The sequence below is a fragment of the Streptomyces anthophorae genome (assembly GCF_049310305.1).
GTDB lineage: Bacteria > Actinomycetota > Actinomycetes > Streptomycetales > Streptomycetaceae > Streptomyces.
This window is the reverse complement of record NZ_JBLWQQ010000001.1, coordinates 8,745,341-8,771,097: the sequence shown is the minus strand read 5'-3', so window position 1 is coordinate 8,771,097 and position 25,757 is coordinate 8,745,341. Positions and strand designations below refer to the sequence as shown.

Below are 25,757 nucleotides of genomic sequence, written 5' to 3'. Positions count from 1 at the left end.
GCGTTGTCCGCTTTGGTCATGGAGGCACGCCGGTGGGCCGCCATAGCTTGAGACAAGTGTGTCCGGCCCCGTCCGGCCGTCCGGCGTTCGTGACGAGGGCGCGGTCGGGCGCGGCCGTGTTGCCCAAGCTTGGAGGACGCGCATGCAGACCAAGGGAGCCCTGCTCCACAAGCCCGGCGAGGACTGGACGGTCGAGCCGATCGAGGTCGGCGACCCGGTCGCGGGCGAGGTCCAACTGCGCCTGGCCGCCTCGGGCCTGTGCCACTCGGACGAACACTTCCGCGTCGGCGCCAGCCTCGCCGCCAGCTACCCGCTGCTCGGCGGGCACGAGGGGGCGGGCGTGGTGACCAAGGTCGGCCCCGGCGTCACCGGTGTCGAGGAGGGCGACCACGCGATCCTCGCCTTCATCCCGGCCTGCGGCGTGTGCCGCCCCTGTTCGCAGGGCCTGCAGAACCTGTGCGACCAGGGCGCCAACCTGCTGACCGGGCAGTCCATCGCCGACAACACCTACCGCACGCGCACCGCGGGCGGCGATCCGGTCACACCGATGTGTCTGCTGGGCACGTTCGCCCCGTACGTGACCGTGAACCAGTCGTCCGTCATCAAGATCGAGAAGGATGTGCCGCTGGAGACGGCCGCGCTGCTCGGCTGCGGCGTCTCCACGGGCTGGGGCTCCGCCGTCTCCATCGGCAACACCCGCCCGGGAGACACCGTCGTGGTCGTCGGTGTCGGCGGCATCGGCATCAACGCGGTGCAGGGCGCGGCGGCGGCCGGCGCGCGCTTCGTGGTCGCGGTGGACCCGGTCGAGTTCAAGCGGGACAAGGCACGTGAGTTCGGCGCCACGCACACCTTCGCCTCCATGGAGGAGGCCGAGGGGCCGGTCACGGAGCTGACCTGGGGTGCGAAGGCACACACCGTCATCCTGACCGTCGGCGAACTCCAGGGCGACCAACTGGCCCCGGCGCTCGCGATGACCGCCAAGGGCGGCCAGGTCATCGCGACGGCCCTCGCGGACATGCAGCAGATCGATGCCAAGGTCAACCTGTTCGACCTGACGCTGATGCAGAAGCGGATCCAGGGCGCCATCTTCGGCGGCATCAGCCCGCGCACGCAGATCCCGCGCCTGCTCGAGCAGTACCGTGCAGGTCTGCTCAAGCTGGACGAACTCACCACGCGCACCTACCGCCTTGAGGAGATCAACCAGGGCTACCAGGACATGCGGGACGGCAAGAACCTGCGCGGCGTGGTCCGCTACACCGACGCTGACTACTGAGCACTGCGAGCGGGGGCGGGACGGGGCGGGCGCTGGAGACTCACAGGCCGCCCCGTTCACTCACCAAGCGGGCCACCTCCCGGAGTTTGATGTTGTGCTCCTGCGAGTAGCGGCGCAGCACGGCGAAGGCGTCGGCCTCGCTCAGATCGTGGCCGGCCATCAGGATGCCCATCGCCTCACCGATGACGTGGCGGGTCTCCACCGCACGGTGCAGGGAGGCGTGTTCGCGGGCGCTGGAGAAGGCCACGGCGGCGTGCGAGGCGAGCAGCCAGCCCGCGGTCTCGCTGCCCTCCGTGAACGCGCCGGGCTGGGCTGAGTAGAGGTTGAGGGCGCCGAGGTCGCCCTCCTCCTCGGTGTAGAGCAGGAAGCCCATCATGCTACCGATGCCGAGCTCGTGGGCGCGCGGGGCGTACGAGCGCCAGCGCGTCGTCTCGGTCGAGAGGTCCTTGATGCGGAACACGGGATGCCCGGTGCGGGCCGCGTCGAAGCACGGTCCCTCGCGGACGTCGCCCTGGAGCCGGTCGCTCTCGACGACGAGGTCACTGGTGGCGGCGAGCGTTTCCACCTGCCCCTTGCGCAGGACGAGGATGCCGGCCGCGTCGCAGCCCTCGACCTGGTCGACGGACCAAGTGGTGATCTTGTGCAGCGTCGCGTCCACGGACTGCTGCGCCAGTAGCTCGCGCGCCATGGACGCCATGTTCAGAGCGAACTCACGCCATTCCATGCCGCGCTCCTCGACTTCGGGGTGGGTACGTTCCGGGTGCCGAACCTAGCCTGCCATGCCCGCCCCGGCCGGAACCTGTCGCGGTCGGGGCGGGCGGGCCTCGGGGCGTGTCAGCCGCTGGTGGCCGAGGTGTTGGTGACCGGCAGCGTCCTCTCCGCTCCCGTCACGTAGAGATCGCGCGGGGCCGTGCGCAGCACGAACTTGGTGTCGTCTCTGTCGACCCGCACGGACATGACGAAGAAGCCGTCCTGCTCGGTGGTCGTCCTGACGTCGTACTGGCTCTCCCAGTACGTCTGCAGGAAGACCTCGGTGTCGTAGGGGTCGACCCCCTCGGGCATGGTGACGCGGCCCTGGACGGTGAGGATGTCCCCGGCCTTCACCTTCCGCTTGTTCACCTGGTAGCTGACGGAGCTGGACCGGGTCTGGACGCCCACGGTGGTGTCCGCGAAGTAGCCGTCCTGCGGGGTGTCGGGGTCGCCGTCCTCGTCGTAGGCGGCCGAGATCTCCACCTCGTGCTCGGCGTTGAGCAGGCTGCCTGCGCCCACGTGGTCGATGTTGACGTCCGGGACGGTGAACTTCCCGTCGGCATCGCTCACCGGTGTGCCCAGTTCGCGCGGCTCGTAGTAGTTCGGGTCGATCGGGTCGCCCCAGGGGTTCCAGGTGGTGAAGCGGACAACCTCCTTGACGGTGACGGGGATGTTGGGCGCCGGGGTGCCGTCGGCCTTGGTGACGGTGCCGGTGACGTCGACCCGCCGGTCGTCGTAGTCGGTGCTCGTGGGGTTGGTGGTCACGTGCAGGACGTAGGCGTCGCCGGGTGCGGCGTCCGCGCTCTGCGCCGCGGCGGCGGGCGCGGACAGGACGCCCGCGGCGAGCAGCAGCGCCGCGAGGGCGGCGGGACGCTTCAGAAGGGTGTTTCCGGACACGGTTCAACTCCAAGTTCGTTCAGTTCATGAGGAGTTGCACCGGACGGTACCGGTCCCGCCGCGGCGCGTGTGTGCATCACACACGGTTCGATGGACGGGGTGGGGCGGGAGTTGTCCGCGGTACGGGCGCCGTTACACGGCTGTGGCGAGGGGGCGCTTTGCCCGGTTTCCGTGTTCATCCGGATGTCGCTCGCGGGACATCCCGAGCGATGCGGCCCTCCCGGACACCCTTGACAAGCAGTGCGCCCCTTGATTGCTTGGCTCCACCACACACCGAATGATCGGTCGGTAGGCCGAGTGGGAGGAAGCAGCGTGAGTGAAGCCGCCGAACCGGGCCCCGCGGAGCGCATGTTCGCCGCGGACCTGGCCTCCCAGCTCCTCGGCATCGAACTCCTGGAGCACGGCGCGGGACATGCCCGGCTCCGGATGAAGGTGACGCCGTCCATGGTCAACGGTCACGGCATCGCGCACGGCGGCTACGTCTTCCTCTTCGCCGACACGGCCTTCGCCTGTGCCTGCAACAGCGAGGGCCCCGTCACCGTGGCCTCCGGCGCCGATGTCACCTTCGTCGCCCCCGCGCACGAGGGCGACGTGCTGGAGGCCACCGCCCACGAGGTCACCCGCTTCGGCCGCAGCGGCCTGTACGACGTGCGGGTGACGCGCGGGGAGTCGGTGATCGCCGAGTTCCGGGGGCGCAGCCGCAGCGTCGCTACAGACCGAGGTCGCTGAGGCCCGGGTGGTCGTCGGGGCGGCGGCCCTGCGGCCAGTGGAACCTGCGGTCCGCCTCGGCGATCGGCAGGTCGTTGATGGAGGCGTGGCGCCTGCGCATCAGCCCGTTCTCGTCGAACTCCCAGTTCTCGTTGCCGTACGCGCGCTTCCAGTTGCCCGCGTCGTCATGGCACTCGTACGCGAAGCGGACCGCGATGCGGTCGCCGTCGAACGCCCACAGCTCCTTGATCAGCCGGTAGTCGAGCTCCTGGTTCCACTTGCGGGTGAGGAAGGCGACGATCTCGGCGCGCCCGGCGGGGAACTCGGCGCGATTGCGCCACTGGCTGTCGGGCGTGTAGGCGAGCGCGACGCGCTGCGGGTCACGGGTGTTCCAGGCGTCCTCCGCGAGCCGGACCTTCCGCACGGCCGTCTCGCGCGTGAACGGCGGAAGCGGCGGACGTGCGCCGGCGGAATCGGGGGCGGGGGCTGTGTGATCGGTCATGAGGTGCCTCCTCCCCCGTCCGGCCGCTCGCGCAACGCCCGCTGGAGGTGCTTCCGGGGCCGGGGCGGTGTCAGAGCAGCTCGAGCACCGTCGCGTTGGCCATGCCGCCGCCCTCGCACATGGCCTGGAGGCCGTAGCGGATGCCGTTGTCCTTCATGTGGTGCACCAGCGTGGTCATGAGGCGGGCGCCGGAGCCGCCGAGCGGGTGGCCGAGCGCCATGGCGCCGCCGTTGGGGTTCAGGCGCGCGTAGTCGGCGCCGGTCTGGCGCTGCCAGCCGAGCGAGACGGAGGCGAACGCCTCGTTGATCTCGTACGTACCGATGTCGTCGAGTGAGAGACCCGCGCGCTGAAGGACCTTGGCGGTGGCCGGGATCGGGCCCTTGAGCATGGTGATCGGGTCGACGCCGGTGACGGTGCCGGTGTGGAAGCGGGCCAGTGGCGTCCAGCCGTTGCGCGCGGCCACCTCGGAGGTGGTGACGAGGAGGGCGGCGGCGCCGTCGGAGATCTGTGAGGCGTTGCCCGCCGAGATGACGCCGTCCTCCTTGAACGGTGTCTTCAGCCCGGCCAGCTTCTCGGCCGTCGTGCCGCGCCGTACGCCCTCGTCGGTGTCGAAGAGGGTGCCGTCGGCGAGGGTGACCGGGGTGATCTGGTTCTTGAAGCGGCCCTCGTCGATGGCGCGGGCGGCCTTCTCGTGCGAGTCGGCTGCGTGCTGGTCGAGCTCGGCGCGGGTGAGGCCGAACTCCTCGGCGATCATCTCGGCGCCGACGCCCTGGTTGAAGACGACGTGGTCGTAGCGCTCGCCGACGAGGGGGCCGAACGGCTTGCCGACCTGGCCGCCCGCGCGCGTGGAGCCCATGGGGACGCGGGACATGGACTCGACGCCGCCCGCGATGGCGATGTCGTACTGCCCGGCGATGACTCCGGCGGCCGCCTGGTGCACGGACTGCTGCGAGGAGCCGCACTGGCGGTCGATGGTCAGGCCCGGCACGGACTCGGGCCAGCCCGCGGCGAGCACCGCGAACCGGCCGACGCCGCCCGCCTGCTCGCCGACCTGGGACACGCAGCCCCAGATGACGTCGTCGACGGTGGCCGGGTCGAGGTGGTTGCGCTCGGCGAGCGCGTTGAGGACGTGGGCGGAGAGGTCGACGGGGTGGATGTCCGAGAGCGCGCCACCGGGCTTTCCCTTGCCCACGGGGGTGCGTACGGCGTCGACGACGACTGCGTCACGCATGCTGAACTCCTTGGTGAGATACGAGGGTTGGCGTCGCGCCCGGTCTACTTCGGGGCCATGCGGATCGCGCCGTCGAGGCGGATGGTCTCGCCGTTGAGCATCGGGTTGGTGACGATGGAGTCGACCATGTGCGCGTACTCGGCGGGCTGCCCGAGGCGGGCCGGGTGCGGGACCTGGGCGCCGAGCGAGTCCTTGGCCTCCTGCGGAAGGCGGCCGAGCAGCGGGGTCTCGAACAGGCCCGGCGCGATGGTCATCACGCGGATGTTCATGCGCGCGAGGTCGCGGGCGATCGGCAGGGTCATGCCGACGATGCCGCCCTTGGACGCCGAGTACGCGCACTGGCCGATCTGCCCGTCGAAGGCGGCCACGGAGGCGGTGTTGACGATGACGCCCCGCTCGCCCTCGACCGGTTCGTTGCCGGTCATGGCCTGGGCGGCGAGGCGGATGACGTTGAAGGTGCCGATCAGGTTGATCTCGACGACCTTGCGGAAGGTGTCGAGGACGTACGGGCCCTCCTTGCCGACGGTGCGCCCGGCGGAGCCGATGCCCGCGCAGTTGACGGCGACGCGCAGCGGGGCGAGCGCGACGGCGGCCTCGACGGCGGCGGTGGCATCCGCCTCGCTGGTGACGTCACCGGCGACGAAGGTGGCGCCGAGCTCCTTGGCGACGTGTCCACCGTCGGAGGTGGGCAGGTCGAAGATGACGACCTTGGCGCCCGTGGCGGCGAGCCGCTCGGCGGTGGCGCGGCCGAGGCCGGAGGCGCCGCCGGTGACGAGGGCGGAGGACTGGGCGTCGAGCTGCATGGCAGGTCCCTTCTGAGGGCCGGTGGTGGGAGGGGAGTCAGAGGCCGAGCGACTTGGCGATGATGGTCTTCATTACTTCGTTGGTGCCGCCGTAGATCCGGGAGACGCGGGTGTCGGCGTACAGGCGGGCGATCGGGTACTCGGTGACGTAGCCGTAACCGCCGTGCAGCTGAAGGCACTTGTCGATGACGCGGCCCGCGACCTCGGTGCAGAACAGCTTCGCCTTCGCGGCGTCGGCGACGGAGAGTTCGCCCTCGTCGTGCAGTTCGAGGGCGCGGTCGGCCATCAGCTGCGCGGCCTCGACCTCGGTGGCGCACTCGGCGAGCACGAACTTGGTGTTCTGGAAGTGGGCGACGGGCTTGCCGAAGACCGTGCGCTCCTTCACGTAGTCGGTCGCGAAGCGCAGCGCCGCCGCTGCCGTGCCCGAGCCGCCGAGGGCGATCATCAGGCGTTCCTGGGCGAGGTTGTGGGACAGGTAGGAGAAGCCCTCGCCCTCCTCGCCGAGCAGGTTCTCGGCCGGCACCCTGACGTCCACGAAGGCGAGTTCGGCGGTGTCGGAGGCCTTGAGGCCGATCTTCTGGAGCTTGCGGCCGACGGAGAAGCCCTCGCTCGCGGACTCCACGACGAGGATGGAGAGTCCGCCGCGGCGGTCCTCGGGGTCGTAGGGCGCGGTGCGGGCGACGACGAGGACCAGGTCGGCGAGGGCGCCGCCGGTGATGAACGTCTTGGCGCCGTTGAGCACGTAGTGCGTGCCGTCGGCGGAGCGTTCGGCCCTGGTCTGGATGTTGGCGAGGTCGGACCCTGTGCCGGGTTCGGTCATGGCGATCGCCGTCATGAGGTCGCCTGAGACGAAGCCGGGCAGCCAGCGCTCCTTCTGCTCCTGCGTGGCGTACCGCATCAGGTACGGCAGGATCAGGTTCGAGTGCACGGAGTAGTTGCCGAAGGTGACACCGGCGCGTGTCGTCTCCTCGACGGCGACGGCCGCGAACTTGAGGCTGGGCTCGCCCGCGCCGCCGAACTCCTCGGGCACCTGGATGCCGAGCACGCCCAGCTCGCCGAGCCTGCGGTAGAAGTCGCGCGGCGGATGCCCCTGCTCCTCCCACTCCTGGTGGACGGGGGTGACTTCCTTGGCGATGAAGTCCCGCAGCATCCGGCGGAACGCCTCATGGTCCTCGTTGAACAGCGTACGGCGCACAGCGGCCCCTTCTGCCTGTGTAGAACGATCGTTAAGCTACGTCGGCGTGCCGCGCCCTGACAACCCTCGCGGAGGTCACCGGGCCGCGGGCACGTGGAGCAGCGCCTCCTGGGTGACGGAGGCGACCAACTCGCCTTCCCTGCTCCAGAATTCGCCGTGCGCCAGGGTCCGTCCGTCCCCGGCGACGACGCTGTGGCACGCGAAGAGCAGCCATGCGTCGGTGCGGACGGGCCGGTGGAACCACATGGCGTGGTCGAGGGAGGCGAGCGAGATGCCGCGTGGGCGCGGCTCCCCGTAGGCCACCAGGGCGGTGGGGGCGAGCGGGGCGTCGCAGATGTAGGCGAGGACGCCGGCGTGCGGGCCCGGTTCGTCGGGCATGGCGCCGGTGGTCCGCATCCAGGCGTAGCGGTCGATGCGGCCCGCGTCCGGGTCCCGCTCCAGGGGCACCTCGCGGTACTCGACGGAGGTGCTCAGCGGATGGTCCTGCGGACGGTGCGCCCAGCCGTTGCCCAGGCCCTCGGGGCCCGGTACGTCGGGCATGCCGGGCTGGCGCCAACTCCCGCCGCTCTGCGGCCGCTTGAACGAGACGCTCATGGTGAGCGACTCCTTGCCGTCCTGGAACGCGGTGACCTGTCGCATCGAGTAGCTGCGGCCGTCGCGGACGACCTCGGGCTCGTAGCGCACGGGCCGTTCCGGCGACAGAGCGCGCAGGAAGTAGGCGTGCAGCGAGTGCACGACCCGGTCGTCGTCCACGGTGCGGTGTGCGGCGTCGAGGGCCTGGGCGAGGACGGCGCCGCCGTAGCTGCGGGCGGCCGCGCGGCCGGAGTGGCAGTACCCGTGGAACGCGCCGTCGTCGGCCGCCTCGACCCGGATGTGTCGCCCCTGGCCGAGTTCGCCGAGAGGGGCCCGGGGTGCGCCGTCCGTCTCCCGGTGCGCGTCCCGGGCCGTCGCCTCGTCGACCATGCCACCGCTCACGTGTGTGTCACTCCCGCTTCGTCGGCGGCCGCGTGGCGCTGCCGCAGGTCCGTCTTGAGGATCTTCCCGGCGGCCGAGACCGGCAGCGCCTCCAGGAAGTGGATCTCCCGCAGCCGCTGGTACGGGGCGACGCGCTCGGCCACGAACGCCATGAGTTTCTCGGCGAGTTCGGGTCCCGGCACATGTCCGGCGCGCGGCACGACGTACGCGACGGGGATCTCGCCGACCTCGGCCCTCGGCGCACCGATGACGCTGGCTCCGGCCACCGCGGGGTGCCGGTGCAGCAGGTCCTCGAGCGGCGTCGGATAGACGTTGTACCCCTTGTAGATCAGCATGTCCTTGGCCCGCCCGACCAGGTACAGCCAGCCGTCCTCGTCGACGCGTCCCAGGTCGCCGGTGCGCAGCCAGCCGTCCTGGAACTGCTCGGCCGTCAGGTCGGGGTGGCCCTGGTAGCCGTCGGTGATCTGCGGGCCGCGCGCCCACACCTCGCCGGTCTCGCCGACGGGCAGGGCGGGTCCGCAGCCGAGGTCCCTGATCTCGATCTCGGTGTCGAAGACGGGGGCGCCGACGCTGCCCTCGGGCACGGGGTTGTCGTCCACCAGCGGGTGCGCGGCGAGCGCCATGGTGGCCTCGGTGAGCCCGTATCCCTCGACGATCGTGGCGTTCGGGAAGAGGGCGGCGAGGCGGCGCATGGTGTCCGTGTCGACGGGCGCGGCGCCGGAGTTGACGCTGCGCACCGAGGAGAGGTCGAGTTCCTCGACGCCGGGGAGCGCGAGCAGGGCGTGGAAGAGGGCGGGCGAGCCGGGCACGGAGGTGACGCCGTGCTCCTCGATGAGCCGCACGAAGCGGCGGGGTTCGAAGCGGCCCGCCATCACGACGGTGCTGGCCACCGCCACGCTGACGGACTGGCCGACCAGGCCCATGGCGTGGAAGAGCGGGGCGAGCGCCACGGCGGTCGACGCACCCAGGTCCAGTGTGTGCGCGGTCCGGGCCGCGGGCACGGAGTCGAGCGCCACCCGGCCTTCGTCGTCGGTGACGGGCACGGCGGCGCCGCGCCAGCAGGCCATCTGAAGGGCGTTGGCCAGGACGTTGCGGTGCAGCACGCGGACCGCCTTGGAGCGGCCTGTGGTGCCTCCGGTGAAGGCGAGGTGTGCCAGATCGTCCCCGCTGACGTCCGCCCGCTCCCCCGGGTCGCCGGCCAGCAGCTCCTCAAGCGGTACGCCGTCGGGTTCGGCGCCCTCGGGGGCGGGCGCGGTGGCCGTCGCCGGGACGAGGACGGTCAGGCGGACGCCCGGTGCGGCGGCCTTCGTGAGCGCGGGCGCGGTGCCCGGGTGGGTGAGTGCGGCGACGGCGCGCGCCTCGTCGAGCTGCTCACGCAGCGCCTTCGGCGGCAGGGCCGGGTTGAGGGGGACGACGACCGCTCCGGCCAGCAGTACCGCGTAGTAAGAGACGGTGAACCAGGCCGAGTTGGGCTGGTGCAGCGCGACGGCGTCCCCCTTGCCGATGCCCCGTGCGCGCAGCCCGGCGGCGATCCGCAGCGCGGTGTCGTACAACTCGCGGTAGGTGAAGGTGAGTTCGCCGTCGCGCAGGGCGGTGCGGCCGGGGTGGTGGTGGGCGGTTCCGGCGAGCAGGTCGCCGACGGCGGCGTCCGGGTAGTCGAGGCTCTGGGGCATGCCCGGGGGCACGTAGCGCGTCGTCAACCGACGATTCCCTTCTCGCGGAGTGTGTCGATGTCGTCGGGGCCGAGTCCGGCCAGCGTGGTGAGGACCTCCGTGGTGTCGGCGCCGACGCGCGGGGCGGGGGTGGGCTCGCCGGGTGGCGTGGTGGTGAAGCGTGGCGCGGGCGAGGGTTCGGGGCCGCCGTGGGGGCCGCGCCGGTACGTGGAGCGCGCGCTGTTGTGGGGATGCTCGGGCGCCTCGTTCAGCGACAGGACCGGGGACACGCAGGCGCCCTCTCCATCGAAGGAGCGCGCCCACTCGTCGCGGGTGCGGGTGGCGAACAGGCGCGTCAACTCGCCCTTCATGACCGGCCAGTTGGCGCGGTCGTGCTGGCGCGCGAACCGCTCGTCGCCTTCGAGGTCCAGGACGCGCAGCAGCGCCGCGTAGAACTGCGGCTCGATGGCGCCGACGGCGACGTGCCGGTCGTCGGCGCAGCGGTACACCGTGTAGAAGGGGGCGCCGCCGTCGAGCATGTTGACGCCGCGCCGGTCCTGCCATCCGCCCTTGGCCAGGAACCCGTACGTCATGGCGAGCAGCAGCGCGGTGCCGTCGGTCATGGCGGCGTCGACGACCTGTCCCTCGCCGCTGGTGCGGGCGTGCAGCAGCGCGCTGACGAGGCCGAGTGCGAGCAGCATGCCGCCCCCGCCGAAGTCGCCCACCAGGTTGAGCGGCGGCACGGGGTCCCCGTCGGCGGGGCCCATGGTGTGCAACGCCCCGGCCACGGCGATGTAGTTGATGTCGTGGCCCGGTTCCTGGGCGAGCGGCCCGTCCTGACCCCAGCCGGTCATCCGCCCGTACACGAGCCGGGGGTTCGCGGCGAGCAGGACGTCGGGGCCGAGGCCGAGCCGTTCGGCGACGCCGGGCCTGAACCCCTCGATGACGGCGTCCGAGCGCGCGATCAACTCCCACACGAGGGCGGCGCCTTCGGGGTCCTTGAGGTTCACGGCGACCGAGCTGCGGCCGCGCAGGATGACGGGGTGAGGGCTGTCCTTGCCCGCCTCGGCGGGGCGGTCGACGCGGATGACCTCGGCGCCGAGGTCGGCGAGCAGCATGCCGCAGAACGGGGCGGGTCCGATGCCGCCCAGCTCCACGACCCGTATCCCGGTGAGCGGCCCGGCGCTCACCGGCCGGTCCAGCGCGGCGCGCGCTTCTCCGCGAAGGCGCGGGCGCCTTCCCGCGCGTCGTCGGACTGCATCACCGGGCCCGCGATCTCCCGCATGCGCTGCCACTCCTCGTCGGCGGACCAGTTCGGCGCGTTGGCGACGATCTCCTTGGTGGCGCGGACGGCGAGCGGGCCGTTGGCGGCGATGGCGCGGGCGAGCGCGAGCGCGCCGTCGAGGGCGGCGCCGGGTTCGGTGACCCGGTTGACGAGGCCGTAGGTGTGGGCACGTTCGGCGTCGAGGAAGTCGCCGGTCAGGGCGATCTCCAGGGCGACGGAGTACGGGATGCGCCGCGGCAGCCGCAGCAGCCCGCCCGCCGCGGCGACGAGCCCCCGCTTGACCTCGGGGATCCCGAACCTGGCGTCCCGGGCTGCCACGACCATGTCGCAGGCGAGCGCGATCTCGCAGCCGCCGGCCAGGGCGTATCCCTCGACGGCGGCGATGACCGGCTTGCGCGGCGGCGCTTCGGTGATGCCGGCGAGGCCGCGCCCCTCGATGGTCGGGGTCTCGCCCTTGAGGAACGCCTTGAGGTCCATCCCGGAGCAGAAGCTGCCGCCCGCGCCGGTGATGACGCCGACCACCTGGTCGTCCCTGCGGTCGAGTTCGTCGAGCGCGGCGGCCACGCCTTCGGCGACGACCCGGTTGACCGCGTTGCGGGCCTCGGGGCGGTTGAGCGTGATGACGGTGATCCCGTCGGCACGGAATTCGCTGAGCACGGCGTCGGTCATGCGTGGCTCCCGGAGTGGGTCGCGGACTGCGTACGCTGCGACGGAGCGACCGACGACCGCTCCGCCCGGCACGGCTCGGCCCCACCCACCCCGCATTGAACAATCGTTAAGCTACGAGGGCGGGTGCGGGCCTGTCCAGACCCGTGATCAATTCCGGGACACGGCAGGGGTGTTCACCGAAGGGGCCACCGCCGTCCCTGATGCCGTGTCAGCGGCGCGTGACGAGGACCGGGCACTCCGCGTGGTGCAGCAGCGCCTGGCTGACCGAGCCGAGCAGCAGCCCCTGGAAGCCGCCCCGGCCGCGCGCGCCGACCACGAGGAGGCTCGCCTCCTGCGAGGTCTCGATCAGGCTCGGGCGCACCCGGCCGTGCACCGAGCGCGCCTCGACCTCGACATCCGGGTGGCGGCCCCGACCCGCGGCCAGCGCACCGGCAAGCGCCGCCTCGCTGTCCTCGCGCAGCTTGTCCGTGTCGAACCAGAGCGGGGCGGGTCCGCCGGGACCCGCGGGCCCCGTGCCGCTCCAGGTGTTCCACACATGCACGGCCAGCAGACCGCTCCCGCGGCGCGCGGCATCGTCGAAGGCCTCCTCGACCGCCGCCTTCGCGGCGTCCGAGCCGTCGACCGCGACCGCCACGGGGCCTTCCGGCCGCTCTCGGCCGCGTACGACGAGGACGGGGCACTCCGCGTGCGCGGCGAGGTGCACGGCGACCGAGCCGATCAGCAGTCCGGAGAAGGCGCCCAGGCCGCGGCTGCCGACGACGACCAGGGCGGCGTCGCGCGAACGGGTGGCGAGGACGGTGAGTGCTTCGCCCGTGACGACCTCGCCCTCGACCGGGGCCAGGTCCGGTTCCTCGATCCGCACCCGGTCGACGGCCGCGGCCACGGTCTCCTCGGCCCGGCGGCGCATGGCCGGCTCCGCGGTCTCCCCGGACGTCGAGCCGTGCCGGATCTTCAGCATCGGCCAGGTGAACGCGTTCACGATGCGCACGCCGAGCCCGCGCCGCCGCGCCTCGTGCGCGGCGACCGCGACCGCCTCCAGGCTCGAATCCGAACCGTCGGTTCCGACCAGCACGTGGCCCGCCATGTGTGCGCTCCTTCGTCGGTGCTGCCGTCCTGACTGCGTGTCCCCACTGTCCAGACTGACCCGACGGGCGGCCCTTCGCACGGCGGGGCGCCGGTGAGCGCCCCGCTCGTGCGGTGGCGGTCAGGACCGCCGCGCTTCCCTCACTCGTGGCCCTCGACCCGGATGTCGCCCGAGCGCGTCGGCACCGCGTCCAGCTCCGTCAGGGTCGCCGCGTCGAGGGCGAGCGCGCCCGCCGCGACGTTCGCCGCGAGGTGGTCGGCATTGGCGGTGCCCGGGATCAGGAGGACGTTCGGGGCGTGGTGCAGCAGCCAGGCGAGGCCGACCTGGGCCGGTGTCGCGCCCAGCGCCCCGGCGGCCGCGACGACGGCGGGCTCGTCGGTGACCTTGGGCATGCCGGGGAAGGCGCTGCCCAGCGGGAAGTAGGGCACCCAGGCGATGTCCTCGGCGCGGCAGATGTCCAGCAGCCGCTCGTCGTCGCGGGCCACGAGGCTGTACGCGTTCTGTACGCAGGCGATCCCGGCGGGCAGGCCGCGGCGCAGTTCGTCGAGGCCGACGTTGCTGAGCCCGATGGCGCCGATCTTGCCCTCGTCGCGCAGGGCGGTCATGACGGCGAGCTGGTCGTCGATGTCGACGACCTGGTCGCCCTCCGCCCGCAGTCCGGGGCCCGTCTGGGCGCGGCGCAGGTTGACGAGCGGGACCTGGTCGACGCCGAGGCTCTTGAGGTTGTCCTCGACGCCGACCCGCAGTTCCTCGGGCCGTTGGGCGAGCCGCAGTGGCAGCGGACCGCCGGAGTCGGGGGTGGCGCCGACCTTGCTGACGACGAGGACGTCGTCCTCGGGGCGCAGCGCCTCACGAATGATCTCGTTGGAGAAGCCGTCCCCGTAGAACTGGGCGGTGTCGATGTGGTCGACGCCCAGCTCGACGGCGCGGCGCAGCAGCGCGACGGCCGTGGCGCGGTCCGGGGCCAGTCGCTCCAGCTGCATCGCGCCGAATCCGACGCGTGAGACGTCCCGGCCGAGGAGCCGTCCGGCGCCGCCGGGGCGCGGGGTGCCGTTCGCGGTGACCGCGGGGCCGGCAGAAGCAGAAGAAGCCGAAGAAGACGCGGAAGAGGTCATGGGAATGCCACCTCGTGCGAAGATAGAGGAAACGGAGGAGCCTCCGTTACACCGAAGGTAGCACTACCGGAGGAGCCTCCGCTTTGCCTGCGTCCCCATCCGACCAGAATCCGAACCCCGGCGCGGGCAAGGCCGACCGCCCCGCCCGCGCGGACGCGCGCCGCAACCGGGAACGACTCCTCGCCGCCGCCCGCACCGCCTTCACCCGGGACGACACGACGGTCGCCCTGGAGGCGGTCGCCCGCGAGGCGGGGGTCGGCATCGGCACCCTCTACCGGCACTTCCCCACCCGCGAGGCCCTCGTCGAGGCCGTCTACTCCGCCGAGCTTGACGCCGTGACCTCCGCCGTCGAGCCCCTGCTCAGCGAGCTGCCGCCGCACGAGGCACTGCGCGCGTGGCTGGACCGGTACGCGGAGCTCGTCACGGCCAAGCGCGCGATGGCCGGCAGCCTCAGCCTCGCCCCGGCCTCCGGGCGCGGCGTCACGGCGAACACCCGCGAGCGGCTGACCGCCTCGGTCGCCGCGTTCCTCGACGCCGGGGCGCGCACGGGCACGCTGCGCGACGACGTGCCCGCCGACGACGTGATCACCATGCTGCTCGGCGTGTTCCTCTCGACGACGGCGGGCGACCGCGGGGACCGGGTCCGCCCGCTGCTCGACCTGGTGATGGACGCGCTGCGACCGCGCGAGGCGTCGGCGTAGCCACACCCGGGGTCATGTGGCTGATCAGCACCCCTCCCGGCCCCCGCCCACGTTTCGCCCCGCACACGTCGGCAAGGCACCCCACGGACGATGATCACTTCGTGGGGAGGCCAGATGCGGACAGTCGGTCACGGCGCCGGCCGCGACGACAACACGGACCCCGGAGCGGGCGGTTCGCGGCGGCGAGCGCTCATCGCCGCGGGGGTCACGTCCGCCGCCGCGCTCATCGGCGGATGCGGCACGTCCGGGGCCGACGACCGGCCCTCCGGAACCGAGCGGGCGGCACGCCGCCCCTCGAAACCCGCCCGCTCCCCCTCGCCGAGCCCCACCCGCAGGCGCCCCGAACTGCCGCGCGGCGGGCGCCGGTTGTTCCCCGAGCACCGGCTCGTCGGCTACTGCGGGCTGCCGGGCGCGACGGCACTCGGTCGGCTCGGCACGGGTGACCTCGACGACCGCGTCACGGAGCTCGAACGGCGCGGGCGCGCCTACGCCGACGGCCGCCGTGTGCTGCCCGTCCTGGAGCTGCTCAGCACCGTCGCCAACCCCGGCCCGGGCCCCGACGGCACGTACCGCACCCGCACGCCCGACGCGACGATCCGCACCTTCCACGAGGCCGCCCGCCGCCACAAGGCACTGCTGCTCCTCAACATCCAGCCCGGCCGCGCGGACCCCCTCGACGAGGTGAAGGCCCTGGAGAAGTGGCTCGTCCGGCCGGACGTGGGCATCGCCCTCGACCCCGAGTGGGAGATGGATCCCGGCCAGATCCCCGGCGACACCTACGGACACACCAGCGGCCCCGAACTGACCCGCATCGCCGATCATCTCGGCTCGCTCGTGAAGGAGCACGACCTGCCGGAGAAGCCGTTCGTCTACCACCAGGTCGCCGAGTCGGTCGTCCACGACGAAGGGGCGCTCGACGTCCCGGAGGGCGTCGCCGTCATCAAGAGCGCCGACGGCATAGGCAGCCCTCAGCTCAAACGCCACACCTGGGACCGCCTGGTCGACCGGATGCCCGACCAACTCCACACCGGCTTCAAGCTGTTCCTCGAGGAGGACACCGAGGGCGGCACCCACATGATGACCCCCGACCAGGTCCTCGGCCTGCGCCCGCGCCCGGCGTACGTGATGTACGAGTGAGGCGGTCGCGGCGCGGGCGGAACGGGTGCCGGTCGGATCGAGAAGCGCCGCCGTCCGCGTGCCCTGAGGTCAGGACGGTCCTGACCGGTGCCGCGCGGCTACACGAAGCTGAGGATCTCCCCCAGCGGCCGACGCGGAGTCACGGGCCCCATCGGGCCGTATCCGAGCCGGATCACCATCTGGACCCGCCCCAGGTCGGACAGCGGGTCGCGGGCGAGACCCCGCAGATCCGGCCACTCCAGGGCGTGCGAGGTGACGGAGGCGGCCAGGCCGTGCACCGTCGCGACGAGGAGGACCCGCTCCATGGCCTGGCCCGCGCGCAGCCAGTCCGTCGGTCCGTCGCCGGCCGTTCCGAGCAGGGCCAGGTTCGGCTCGTCCTCGAACGCGGCCGTCCCCGGGCCGGAGACGGGGTGCCGGCCGGCGAAGTCCCTCATGGGCGCGGCGCCGGACCGTGCGCGCGGGCCGAAGGCGTACTCGGGGACGCCGTCGTGGCTCGCGTCCGCCTCGTCTCCGCGCCGGGTCCAGCGCTCCACGTCGGCCCGGCGCTCCGGGTCGCTGCCGTCGCGGCCCTCGGCGTCGCGGACGAGGTCCTGGAGCAGGTTCGCGTGCCACTGACCGGCGAACCACAGGCGGGCGCCCTCGCGGTCGGCGGCGTCGCCGAGCGCGCTGCGGGCCGACCCGGGGATCTCCTTGGCCGCGAAGGGCCAACGGCTCATGTGCCGCTGCCGGATCGCGGGACTCAGCTCCTCCAGGCCCTCGTCCACGGGCCCGGCCGCGGCGAAGTCGACGGCCGCCAACAGGGTCGGATCCGCGGGATCCGGCACCAGGCGGACCCGCGGGAACCAGTCCGCGTGGGCGGCCGCCACGCGCAGATTGAACAGTGCGGCGCCGCATCCCAGATGGACGGCCCGCAGGTCGGGGTCGGCCGCCGGCATGACCCGGTCCGTGTCGACGGTGAGCCGCAGCGTCCCGGTGGCGGTGTCGTACTGGAACTGCCACGGCTGGGCGTTGTGCATGGAGGGTGCGGCGGCCGCGGCGTCGACGAGTGCGGAGACGGTGGCGCGGACCGGCGGGGGCTTCGGCATGGTTCCTCCTCGGCGCTCACCCACATTTTCCGCGGCGCGTCGGACCTCGCACAGGAGTCCATGGTCCCTCGCGGACCGGGCCGGAAGGCCCTCGCCGGGACCGCGCGCGCCGCCTTGCCGGTCGGCGGCCGCGCGGCTGCCGAGGCGCCGGGGAGGCACCTGGACCGCACACCGACCCGCTGAAATAGGATCGCGCCATGCCCGACACGACCGAGTCCACGCCTGCCGTCAAGATCTCCCAGCGGGCGCAGAACGTCGCCCCGTTCTACGCCATGGAGTTCGCCAAGCAGGCCGCTGCGCTGGAGGCCGAGGGCCACCACGTCGTCAAGCTCAACCTCGGCGAGCCGGACTCCGGTGCGCCGCCCGCGGTCCGGGAGGCGATGCGCGCCGCCATGGACGGGCGGCCGCTGGCCTACACGGCCGCGCTGGGCCTGCCCGCGCTCAGGGAAGCCATCGCCGGCTTCTACAAGGAGCGGCACGACGTCGAGGTCGACCCGTCCCGCGTCGTCGTGACCGCCGGCGCCTCCGCCGCGCTGGTGCTGGCCACCGCGGCCCTCGTCGACCAAGGCGACGAGGTGCTCATCGCGGACCCCTCGTACCCGTGCAACCGGCAGATCGTCGAGAGCTTCGGCGCCGACGTCACCCTCGTCCCCACGGACGCGGCCACCCGCTTCCAGCTGGACACGGCATCGGTGCGCGAGCACTGGACGGACCGGACGTCGGGTGTCATGGTCGCCACGCCCTCGAACCCGACCGGGACCTCCGTGCCCCTCGACGAGCTCGACGCGATCTGCCGGTTCGCGCGCGAGCGCGGCGCGTGGCGGCTCGTCGACGAGATCTACCTCGACCTCGGCGACCACGACGAGCAGGGCAGGCCGCCGCGCAGCGCACTGTCGGTCGACCCCGACGCCGTCGTCATCAACAGCTTCTCGAAGTACTTCGGCATGACCGGCTGGCGGCTCGGCTGGTGCATCGCGCCGGAACCGCTCGTCGCCGCGATGGAACGGCTCGCCCAGAACTACTTCCTGTGCGCCTCGGCCCCCGCCCAGCTGGCCGCTCTGGAGTGCTTCACCCCGGCGTCCCTGGCGATCTGCGAGGAACGCCGTGCCGAGTTCACCGAGCGGCGCGCGCTCGTCCTCGAAGGACTGCACCGGATCGGGCTGCCGGTCCCGGTCCCGCCCGACGGCGCCTTCTACGTCTACTTCGACGTCGCCGGTACCGGTCTGACCTCCTGGGAGTTCTGCGAACGGGCCCTGCGGGACGCCCACGTCGCCCTCACCCCGGGCCGCGACTTCGGGACCCACACGGCGGACACCCACGTACGCCTGTCGTACGCGGCGTCGTCCGGCGAACTCCGCGAGGGCATGGCGCGGCTGGGCAAGTTCGTGGCCGCGCTGCGCTGAACCGGCCTTCCCGCAGGGCGCATCGCCGAGGCCCGTTCGCCCCGCCGCTATAGGGTTCGATCATGAGTGAAAGCACCCCGCCGGAGGCCGCCCCGTACGATCGCGCCGCGGTGCTCGGTGAGCGCCTGAAGGAGCGCATCTACGCCTCCCTGACCCTGCTCGCCGTCCTGGTGGGCCTCGCGCAGGGCGGGCACAGCAGCCACAAGGGGGCGACGGTGGCGGTGGCGGCCACCGCGCTCGGCCTGTGGCTGGCGACCCTGGTGGCGGACATGCAGGCCCACCCGGTCGTGCACGGCAGGCGGCCCACCCTGCACGAGATCAAGCACGAGCTGTTCACCAGCAGCCCGCTGCTGACGACAGCCATCGGGCCGCTGCTGCTGATCGGTGTGTCCGCGCTCGGGGCCGTGGACCTCACGACGGCGCTGTGGATCGCCGCGGGCAGCGAGGTCCTCACGCTCGCCGTGTGGGGTTTCGTCGGCGGCCGCCGGGCCGGGGCCGGAGCCCTGCACGCCGTGGTGACCTCCGCGCTGAACGCCGCGATCGGCCTGGGTGTGGTCTCCGTGAAGCTGCTCGCCGGGCACTGATCCTCGTACGTCGGCGACGGCCGGTCACGACCTCGCCGCGCCTTCATGGGGTGAACTCACCAGCCACGAAGGAACTTCGCCTGTTTCAACTCTTGACGCACTGGGCGGTCGAGAGCACATTGAGACCGCTCTGGGAGCGCTCCCAGAAAGTTCCAGGCAGCCGGCTGTCCAGCTCGCACCCCACCGATCCCTGGAGGCACCCCCCATGCACGAGAGACCCGGCACACACCCACGCACACGCACGCGTCGCCGTCGCGGACAGCACGTGCTCCGGCGGACCCTGGCCTCGGTGGCCGCCACCCTCGGGCTGGTGGCGGCCGCCACGACCGCCACCACCCAGTCCGCGGGCGCCGCCGCCCCGCCTCCCCCGTCGGGCTGGAACCAGGTCTTCCTCGACGATTTCAACGGCTCCGCCGGCACCGGCGTCAACACCTCCAACTGGCAGTACGACACCGGGACTTCCTACCCGGGCGGCCCCGCGAACTGGGGCACCGGCGAGGTCGAGACGATGACCAGCAGCACGAGCAACGTCTCCCTCGACGGCAGCGGCAACCTGCGCATCACCCCGCTGCGCGACTCCTCAGGACGCTGGACGTCGGGCCGCATCGAGACCAGGCGCACGGACTTCCAGCCGCCGGCGGGCGGCAAGCTGCGCGTCTCGGCGCGCATCCAGATGCCCAACGTCACCGGCACCGCGGCCGAGGGCTACTGGCCGGCGTTCTGGGCCCTGGGCGCCCCGTACCGCGGCAACTACCAGAACTGGCCCGGAGTCGGCGAGCTGGACATCATGGAGAACGTGCAAGGCCTGAACAAGGTCTGGGCGACGATGCACTGCGGCACCAGCCCCGGCGGCCCCTGCAACGAGACCACGGGCATCGGCAGTTCGACCGCCTGCCCCGGCAGCACCTGCCAGTCCGGCTTCCACACGTACGCCATGGAGTGGGACCGCTCGGTCAGCCCCGAGGCGATCCGCTTCTCCGTCGACGACGTCAACTACCACACGGTCACGGCCAATCAGGTGGACGCGACGACCTGGGCCAACGCCACGAACCACGGCTTCTTCCTGATCCTGAACGTGGCGATGGGCGGCGGCTTCCCCGACGCCTTCGGCGGCGGCCTCGACGGCGACACCCAGCCCGGCAGGCCGATGGTCGTGGACTACGTCCAGGTCCTGTCGGCCGACGGGGGCGGCACCACTCCCCCGCCGTCCGGCAGCCGTGACGCCTACGGCTCGATCCAGGCGGAGTCGTACGACGGCCAGTCCGGAGTCGCCACCGAGAGCACCACGGACTCCGGCGGCGGCCAGAACCTGAGCAACCTGGCAGGCGGTGACTGGGCCCTCTACAAGGGCGTCAACTTCGGTTCCACGGCGGCCACGCAGTTCAAGGCCCGGGTGGCGAGCGGTGCGGCGGGCGGGGTGAGCGGCCTGGTGGAGGTGCGCCTCGACAGCCGCACCAGCGCGCCGATCGGCAGCTTCGCGCTCGCCAACACCGGCGGCTGGCAGTCCTGGCGGACGGTTCCGGCCAACATCAGCTCGGTGACCGGCACGCACGACGTGTATCTCACCTTCACGAGCGGCCAGCCGGCCGACTTCGTGAACGTGAACTGGTTCTCCTTCGGGCACTGACCGAGGGCGCACTCGGCGGCACCCTACGGGCCGTCACCCCGCAGCGGTGTCGCCGAGTCGGTCCCACCCTCAGAGCGGGAAGGTGATGACCTCCGAGAAGCTCACACTGACCGCACCCGGCGCGACGAAGTTGGCGATGTCCTCGGCGCCCGCCTGCCCGGCCGGTGTGGCGAGCGCGGCGAGCGCCTCCTCCTTGGAGTCCCAGTCGAGCGCGGCCACCACGAAGTGCGGGGGCCGCGAGCCGTCGGGCATCTCGGACACGCTCCACTGGAACGACCGCAGCCCCGGCGTCTGCGACGCCAGCGGCGCGTGCACCTCGCGGTAGTGCTTCAGGAACTTCTCGGGGTCGGCGGGGTGATCGTAGATGACGGTCATCCGGTACATCGGTGGGCCTCCTCGTGGCACGTCCGCTCGGGGCGAGGGCGGTGTCGCGTGTCGACCCACCCCTCCCGCACCACTGGCCTTCCCAGGCCGCGCCGGGACAGTCCCCGACCGCCTGTTACTTCTGCGACTCGTCCTGCCCCTTGTCCTGGTCCATGCCGAGGTGCTTCCTGGCCTGGTCCTGGGCGGAGTCGACCTGGGAGCTGTACTTCCCCCCGGTCTTCTTGTCCACGGCGTCACCCGCCATGTCGATGCCCTTGCCGGCCTGGGACTCGTGCCCCTTGATCATCTGCTTGAGCTTGTCGAACGCAGACATTGCTACCTCCTGGTGGGCCTGTCCTGACCTCCAGGATCACGCCTGTGGACACAGCTCGCATTCGGGCGCACCGGCACGGCGAACGCGGGGGCGGGGAAAACCGCATGCCCAGAGCCCGCCGGTGGCGGCACACTGCCCGCATGGATCATGTGAGCACCGCCGAGCGACTGGTACGCGACCGCTTCCCGGACGCCCGCGCCGCCTTCCTCGCGGGCAGCGTCCTGACGGAACGCCGCACCCCGCGCTCCGACCTGGACATCGTGGTCCTGCTGTCCGGTCCGCCCGCGCCCTGTCGCGAGAGCCTCCACCACGAGGGCTGGCCGGTGGAACTGTTCGTGCAGACCGAGGCCGACTGGCACCGCTTCGTCGAGCGGGAGACCGCGGAGCGCCGCTCCCCACTGCTGGCCATGTGCGCGGAGGGCCTGCTGCTGTCCGACGCGGACGGGATCGGCTCGGCGCTGCGGACCGAGGCCCGGCAGCGGTGGGCGGCCGGCCCTCCGCCGCCCTCGGAGAGCGAGTTGGAGGACAGGCGCTACGCCCTCACCGACACCCTCGACGACCTCGAGGGCTGCGCCGACCCCCTGGAACGCACTCACCTGGTCGCACACCTGCTGGGCCGCGCCTCGGAACTCGCGCTGCTCGCGGGCGGCCACTGGCTCGGCAGCGGGAAGTGGCTCTCGCGGCGGCTGGCGGACGCGGACCCGGGCCTGCACAAGCGGCTGACGGACGGCGCGGCGGCGGCCATGTCCGGCTCCGTCGACGAGGCGGGCCGCTTCGGCGACGTGGTGGGCGAGATTCTGGAGGCGGCGGGCGGCCGGTGCTGGGCCGGGTACCGCCGCGGGTGACACTGCGGCGCCGGTCGAAGTGACGGCCGGCGGCACGTGGCACGCTTCGGCGCCCGGCTAGGCTGAGCGCCCGCCCACACCACCCGGGAGACCAAGTGACCAGTAGATTCACCGAGTTGGTCGTCGACTGTCACGACCCGGAGGGGCTCGCGGGGTTCTGGTGCGCGGTCCTCGGCTTCAAGGTGATCGACCGCAGTGAGGGCAAGGTCGAGATCGGTTCCTGGGAGCCGACCGTCGAGGAGGTCAGGGCCCGCCAGATGCCGCCCACCCTGATGTTCGTCCGGGTCCCCGAGGGCAAGACCGTGAAGAACCGGCTGCACCTGGACGTCAGCCCGATCGACCGCGGCACGGAGGACGAGGCGAACCGGCTGCTCGCTCTTGGCGCCACGAAGGTGGACGTGGGCCAGGACCCCGGCCGCAGCTGGGTGGTCATGGCCGACCCCGAGGGCAACGAGTTCGACGTCGTGCGCACGCTGGCACCCTGTGACCATGCCACTTCCAACTCGCAGTGAAGCAAGGGACGTTCGCCCGCACGGTCGGGACGCTCGGATGTGGGCGCTGCCTGGGCACATCGCGGTCGTGCTCGTTCTCGGCATCGCCCTGTTCCTGCTGAGCGCCTGCCTGGTGTGGGCCGCCCTTGGCTTTCCGGCGCTCACGGGCCCGCGAGCACTGGCGACCGACAAGAAGTTCGACCTCATCAAGATCTCGCTGTCGGTGGTCGCCGGCGTCGGCGGCGTGCTGGCCCTGGTCGTCGCCTATCGCAAGCAGCGCCTCTCCGAAGCGGCCGACCGGAGGGAGGACGCCCGGCTGCTGAACGAGCGTTTCGTCACCGCGAGTTCTCAGCTCGGGCACGAGCTGCCGATGGTCCGGCTCGCCGGGATCCACGCCCTGGCCGGGCTCGCCGACGACTGGCCCGAGCAGCGCCAGGTCTGCATCAACGTGCTCTGTGCCTATCTGCGCATGCCCCATACGCCCTCCGACGCGCCGTGGTACCACGACGAGGAATCGGAGATCCGCCTCTCCCTCACCAGGATCATCGCCGAGCACCTGCGCGAAGGAGCCCCGACGAGCTGGGAGGGTCATGACCTCGACTTCACCCGCGCCGTTCTGCGTGCGGCGGATTTCAGCGGCGCGCGCTTCTCGGGCGGGCGCGTCTCGTTCAGTCTGGTGCGCTTCACCGGCGGATGGGCCTCCTTCGACGATGCCCACTTCAGCGGCAGCCGGGTGACTTTCGGGGGTGCGGACTTCGCCGACGGCCGGGTCACCTTCGCGCGCGCATCCTTCAGCAGGGGACAGGTCTCGTTCAACGGAGCCGAGTTCAACGGCGCCCAGGTCTCGTTCCACGGCGCACGTTTCACAGGAGGAGAGGTCGACCTGTCCGGCGCCGACCGGGACCACCTCGGAGCTCCCCCGGAGTTCGACACCTGGGAGACCCCTCCGGCGCACCTGCTCCTCCCGCCGTTCGTGAACTCACGCGGGCAGGCCTCGGATCCCGCACCCGCACCCGCACCGTCGAACGGGGGCGGCGCCTGACGGAGCGCCACCTTCCCTCACCCCACCCCCGCCTTCACCACAACCCCCATATCGGTCATACTCGATGAAACATGCACAACGCCGCAGATCGAGGAGTCCGTCATCGCCATCACAGGACCCGCGCCCAGCGCAGCCGTTGACCGCACCTCCGGCCTCTCCCGGCCGTGGCACGGCGTGTTGGCCGTCGTCGTCGCGGCGGCGCTGATCACTCAGCTCGTGCTCTTGTTCAGCGGTGGGTCCGCCGCCGGGGCCGGGGACACGACGGGGGACGACGCCGGCGCGCTGACCCGGCTGGTGCGCATGCTCAGTTACTTCACGATCCAGAGCAACATCCTCGTCCTGATCTGCTCCCTGTCCCTGGTGCTGCGCCCCGGCCGGGACGGCCCCGTCTGGCGGGTGCTGCGGCTCGACACACTGCTCGGCATCACGATCACCGGCCTGGTCTTCGCGATCGTCCTCGCACCGCAGATCCACCTCGAAGGCATCTCACTGTGGATCACCGTGGGGCTGCACTACGTCGCGCCGCCGATGACGCTCGTCGGCTGGCTGCTGTTCGGGCCGCGCGGGCGGATCGACGGCGTGAGCGTGGGGTGGGCGTTCGTGTGGCCGGCGCTGTGGATCGCGTACACGCTCGTGCACGGCGCGGTCACGGACTGGTACCCGTACCCGTTCCTCGACGTGCACGCGCGCGGATACGGGCTCGCCCTGCGGAACATCGCCGGGGTGCTCGTGGTCGCGGGCGTGCTGGCCTGGCTGTTCGCCTGGATCGACCGGCGGCTGGGCCGCCGAGTCAAGCGGCCGCTGCCACTCCCCGACCACTTCTGACGCGGCAGCGCACCACAAGCGGGTGCCACGGGAGCCGGCCCCTCAGTGCGTCGGGACCTCCGCCCACACGCAGTGTCCGACCGGAAGCCTCCGGCTGCCCCACGCCCCACCGGCGAGCCGGTCCACCAGCAGCAGTCCCCGGCCGCGCTCGACGGAATCCGGCGCGGCGGGCGAGTGGCCCAGGACGGCGGCGGGCAGACCGGGGCCGCGGTCGAGGACCTCCAGGCACAGGGTCCGGCTCACGGTGAGACGCAACTGATAGGGGCCGCGGGCGTGTTCGCAGGCGTTGGCGACGAGTTCGCTGGCGACGAGGACGGCCGCGTCGACGGCACGCGGGTCGACGGCGTATCCGTCGAGCGCCTGCCGCACCCGCTCGCGGGCCTGCGCGGCGGCGAGTTCGACGGACTGGTTCCAGGTCAGCAACGGGCGGGAGCGTTCGGCGTATTCGGGCAGCAGCTGCCCGCCGACCGCGGTGCTCTGCTCGCTCGCCCTGTTCGCGCGGTAGACGTACATGACGGTTCCTCCGGATCGGATCGGAACGCGGGTGGCACTCTTCCCATGACATTCGGCGGAGCCGTGACAGCGGTTTGGAATACGGCGTGCGGCCTCCGGGCGTTCATTGACCTCCTCCCCCTGTCGTCACGCCCCCGCCGCGTGAAAGGATGCGCGGGCACAACTCCGACACAGCACGCCCGCAGGAGGCCCGCATGCGTAGGAGGACGGGCGGGCTGTTCACGACCGGTGACGGAACCGTGGTGATGCTCGCCGAACAGCCCCCCGGCGCCGACGGCCAGTGGCGGATCACCGCCCGCACCCAGGCCGGCCGGCAGATCGCCGAGGTCAGGTTCCGGCTGTGCGAACAGTGCGCGGTCGGCCGGATACAGGCGATCTGGGTCGACGAATTGTGGCGCCGCGAAGGCATAGGGCACGAGCTGCTGCGCGGCGCGATGGCCGTCGGTGACGGTTTCCGCTGGACCACCACATTGCAGTCGTCGATGGGCCGCCGTTTCTTCGTCGCCACGGGCGCGACGGAGGGTGTGGAGCTGCTGCACGGACGGCCACTGTGCCCGCACATGATGGGACGGTGGGGCCGGGCCTGGGCGAGACGGGCGGCGGCCTGAACCGGCCGCCGTCGGCTCCGGATCCCCTTGCATGGACCGACACCTCTTGGGTACGCGGGG

The 25,757-nt window shown here is 72.2% G+C and carries 28 protein-coding genes; 12 read left to right on the top strand and 16 right to left on the bottom strand.

Going from position 1 to position 25,757, the window contains the following annotated elements:
- Window positions 1–142 precede the first annotated feature (142 nt).
- Window positions 143–1,273: an NDMA-dependent alcohol dehydrogenase gene (locus tag ACNYS0_RS40030; RefSeq protein WP_422481359.1), complete on the top strand. Its 1,131-nt coding sequence runs from the start codon at window positions 143–145 to the stop codon at window positions 1,271–1,273.
- A gap of 40 nt (window positions 1,274–1,313) precedes the next feature.
- Here the strand turns inward: ACNYS0_RS40030 and ACNYS0_RS40025 are convergent, their stop codons facing one another.
- Together ACNYS0_RS40025 and ACNYS0_RS40020 are read right to left on the bottom strand one after the other, a co-directional pair.
- Window positions 1,314–1,997 carry a GAF and ANTAR domain-containing protein gene (locus ACNYS0_RS40025; RefSeq protein ID WP_422481357.1) on the bottom strand — a complete coding sequence of 228 codons (684 nt, stop codon included), beginning with the start codon at window positions 1,995–1,997 and terminating at the stop codon, window positions 1,314–1,316.
- A gap of 110 nt (window positions 1,998–2,107) precedes the next feature.
- Complete coding sequence (locus tag ACNYS0_RS40020) at window positions 2,108–2,920, bottom strand: acyl carrier protein (protein ID WP_422481355.1); 813 nt, start codon at window positions 2,918–2,920, stop codon at window positions 2,108–2,110.
- 348 nt (window positions 2,921–3,268) lie between these two features.
- Here ACNYS0_RS40020 and paaI point away from each other — a divergent pair, with 348 nt between their 5' ends.
- Entirely contained in the window at window positions 3,269–3,649 is a 381-nt protein-coding gene (paaI, locus tag ACNYS0_RS40015; protein WP_422482898.1) for a hydroxyphenylacetyl-CoA thioesterase PaaI, read from the top strand.
- On the opposite strand, the gene ACNYS0_RS40010 is transcribed toward paaI, so the two are convergent.
- The 10 genes from ACNYS0_RS40010 to ACNYS0_RS39965 all read right to left on the bottom strand — a co-directional run bounded on the left by ACNYS0_RS40010 (window position 3,630) and on the right by ACNYS0_RS39965 (window position 14,139).
- On the bottom strand, window positions 3,630–4,130 hold the full coding sequence (locus tag ACNYS0_RS40010) for a nuclear transport factor 2 family protein (protein ID WP_422481353.1): 501 nt from the start codon (window positions 4,128–4,130) through the stop codon (window positions 3,630–3,632). The two genes, paaI and ACNYS0_RS40010, sit on opposite strands and share 20 nt — an antisense overlap.
- A 70-nt stretch (window positions 4,131–4,200) precedes the next feature.
- On the bottom strand, window positions 4,201–5,361 hold the full coding sequence (locus ACNYS0_RS40005; protein WP_422481351.1) for a thiolase family protein: 1,161 nt from the start codon (window positions 5,359–5,361) through the stop codon (window positions 4,201–4,203).
- A 44-nt stretch (window positions 5,362–5,405) separates the two neighbouring features.
- Window positions 5,406–6,164, bottom strand: coding sequence for a 3-hydroxyacyl-CoA dehydrogenase (locus ACNYS0_RS40000; protein ID WP_422481349.1), 759 nt, complete (start codon window positions 6,162–6,164; stop codon window positions 5,406–5,408).
- 37 nt (window positions 6,165–6,201) lie between these two features.
- Window positions 6,202–7,359, bottom strand: a complete 1,158-nt coding sequence (locus ACNYS0_RS39995; protein ID WP_422481347.1) for an acyl-CoA dehydrogenase family protein — start codon at window positions 7,357–7,359, stop codon at window positions 6,202–6,204.
- Window positions 7,360–7,434: 75 nt separating this feature from the next.
- A complete protein-coding gene (locus tag ACNYS0_RS39990; protein WP_422481345.1) occupies window positions 7,435–8,334 on the bottom strand; it encodes an acyl-CoA thioesterase in 900 nt (299 codons plus the stop codon).
- Window positions 8,331–10,034, bottom strand: coding sequence for a class I adenylate-forming enzyme family protein (locus ACNYS0_RS39985; protein WP_422481343.1), 1,704 nt, complete (start codon window positions 10,032–10,034; stop codon window positions 8,331–8,333). The genes ACNYS0_RS39990 and ACNYS0_RS39985 overlap by 4 nt, the downstream gene beginning before the upstream one ends.
- A complete protein-coding gene (locus ACNYS0_RS39980) occupies window positions 10,031–11,176 on the bottom strand; it encodes a CaiB/BaiF CoA transferase family protein (RefSeq protein WP_422481341.1) in 1,146 nt (381 codons plus the stop codon). Before ACNYS0_RS39980 ends, ACNYS0_RS39985 begins: the two co-directional genes overlap by 4 nt.
- Window positions 11,173–11,940, bottom strand: a complete 768-nt coding sequence (locus ACNYS0_RS39975) for a crotonase/enoyl-CoA hydratase family protein (protein ID WP_422481339.1) — start codon at window positions 11,938–11,940, stop codon at window positions 11,173–11,175. The genes ACNYS0_RS39980 and ACNYS0_RS39975 overlap by 4 nt, the downstream gene beginning before the upstream one ends.
- Before the next feature lie 208 nt (window positions 11,941–12,148).
- A complete protein-coding gene (locus ACNYS0_RS39970) occupies window positions 12,149–13,024 on the bottom strand; it encodes a universal stress protein (RefSeq protein ID WP_422481337.1) in 876 nt (291 codons plus the stop codon).
- 140 nt (window positions 13,025–13,164) lie between these two features.
- On the bottom strand, window positions 13,165–14,139 hold the full coding sequence (locus tag ACNYS0_RS39965; RefSeq protein ID WP_422481335.1) for an aldo/keto reductase: 975 nt from the start codon (window positions 14,137–14,139) through the stop codon (window positions 13,165–13,167).
- 83 nt (window positions 14,140–14,222) lie between these two features.
- On the opposite strand from ACNYS0_RS39965, the gene ACNYS0_RS39960 reads away from it, so the two are divergent.
- Window positions 14,223–14,840: a TetR/AcrR family transcriptional regulator gene (locus ACNYS0_RS39960; RefSeq protein ID WP_422481333.1), complete on the top strand. Its 618-nt coding sequence runs from the start codon at window positions 14,223–14,225 to the stop codon at window positions 14,838–14,840.
- 114 nt (window positions 14,841–14,954) lie between these two features.
- Window positions 14,955–15,977 carry a hypothetical protein gene (locus tag ACNYS0_RS39955; protein ID WP_422481331.1) on the top strand — a complete coding sequence of 341 codons (1,023 nt, stop codon included), beginning with the start codon at window positions 14,955–14,957 and terminating at the stop codon, window positions 15,975–15,977.
- A 98-nt stretch (window positions 15,978–16,075) separates the two neighbouring features.
- On the opposite strand, the gene ACNYS0_RS39950 is transcribed toward ACNYS0_RS39955, so the two are convergent.
- Window positions 16,076–17,062 carry an Acg family FMN-binding oxidoreductase gene (locus ACNYS0_RS39950; protein WP_422481329.1) on the bottom strand — a complete coding sequence of 329 codons (987 nt, stop codon included), beginning with the start codon at window positions 17,060–17,062 and terminating at the stop codon, window positions 16,076–16,078.
- Window positions 17,063–17,259: 197 nt separating this feature from the next.
- On the opposite strand from ACNYS0_RS39950, the gene ACNYS0_RS39945 reads away from it, so the two are divergent.
- The 3 genes from ACNYS0_RS39945 to ACNYS0_RS39935 all read left to right on the top strand — a co-directional run bounded on the left by ACNYS0_RS39945 (window position 17,260) and on the right by ACNYS0_RS39935 (window position 20,676).
- The gene (locus ACNYS0_RS39945) at window positions 17,260–18,465 is read left to right on the top strand and encodes a pyridoxal phosphate-dependent aminotransferase (protein WP_422481327.1); all 1,206 of its coding nucleotides are present in this window, start codon (window positions 17,260–17,262) and stop codon (window positions 18,463–18,465) included.
- Window positions 18,466–18,527: 62 nt separating this feature from the next.
- Complete coding sequence (locus ACNYS0_RS39940; RefSeq protein WP_422481325.1) at window positions 18,528–19,049, top strand: hypothetical protein; 522 nt, start codon at window positions 18,528–18,530, stop codon at window positions 19,047–19,049.
- A gap of 205 nt (window positions 19,050–19,254) precedes the next feature.
- Window positions 19,255–20,676, top strand: a complete 1,422-nt coding sequence (locus ACNYS0_RS39935) for a glycoside hydrolase family 16 protein (protein WP_422481323.1) — start codon at window positions 19,255–19,257, stop codon at window positions 20,674–20,676.
- Between the two features lie 69 nt (window positions 20,677–20,745).
- Here ACNYS0_RS39935 and ACNYS0_RS39930 read toward each other — a convergent pair whose 3' ends face one another.
- The gene (locus tag ACNYS0_RS39930; RefSeq protein ID WP_422481321.1) at window positions 20,746–21,060 is read right to left on the bottom strand and encodes an EthD family reductase; all 315 of its coding nucleotides are present in this window, start codon (window positions 21,058–21,060) and stop codon (window positions 20,746–20,748) included.
- Window positions 21,061–21,175: 115 nt separating this feature from the next.
- A complete protein-coding gene (locus tag ACNYS0_RS39925; protein WP_422429067.1) occupies window positions 21,176–21,373 on the bottom strand; it encodes an antitoxin in 198 nt (65 codons plus the stop codon).
- Between the two features lie 140 nt (window positions 21,374–21,513).
- Between ACNYS0_RS39925 and ACNYS0_RS39920 the strand changes: the two genes are divergently transcribed.
- From ACNYS0_RS39920 to ACNYS0_RS39905, 4 genes are all read left to right on the top strand, one after another.
- Window positions 21,514–22,218, top strand: a complete 705-nt coding sequence (locus ACNYS0_RS39920; RefSeq protein WP_422481319.1) for a nucleotidyltransferase domain-containing protein — start codon at window positions 21,514–21,516, stop codon at window positions 22,216–22,218.
- Window positions 22,219–22,313: 95 nt separating this feature from the next.
- A complete protein-coding gene (locus ACNYS0_RS39915; protein WP_422481317.1) occupies window positions 22,314–22,730 on the top strand; it encodes a VOC family protein in 417 nt (138 codons plus the stop codon).
- A gap of 37 nt (window positions 22,731–22,767) precedes the next feature.
- The gene (locus tag ACNYS0_RS39910) at window positions 22,768–23,751 is read left to right on the top strand and encodes a pentapeptide repeat-containing protein (protein WP_422481315.1); all 984 of its coding nucleotides are present in this window, start codon (window positions 22,768–22,770) and stop codon (window positions 23,749–23,751) included.
- A 174-nt stretch (window positions 23,752–23,925) separates the two neighbouring features.
- Window positions 23,926–24,576, top strand: coding sequence for a Pr6Pr family membrane protein (locus ACNYS0_RS39905; RefSeq protein ID WP_422481313.1), 651 nt, complete (start codon window positions 23,926–23,928; stop codon window positions 24,574–24,576).
- Window positions 24,577–24,618: 42 nt separating this feature from the next.
- Here ACNYS0_RS39905 and ACNYS0_RS39900 read toward each other — a convergent pair whose 3' ends face one another.
- Window positions 24,619–25,089 (bottom strand): ATP-binding protein, encoded by a 471-nt coding sequence (locus ACNYS0_RS39900; RefSeq protein ID WP_422481311.1) that lies wholly within the window; start codon window positions 25,087–25,089, stop codon window positions 24,619–24,621.
- A 194-nt stretch (window positions 25,090–25,283) separates the two neighbouring features.
- Here ACNYS0_RS39900 and ACNYS0_RS39895 point away from each other — a divergent pair, with 194 nt between their 5' ends.
- Window positions 25,284–25,697, top strand: a complete 414-nt coding sequence (locus ACNYS0_RS39895) for a hypothetical protein (RefSeq protein ID WP_422481309.1) — start codon at window positions 25,284–25,286, stop codon at window positions 25,695–25,697.
- Window positions 25,698–25,757 lie beyond the last annotated feature (60 nt).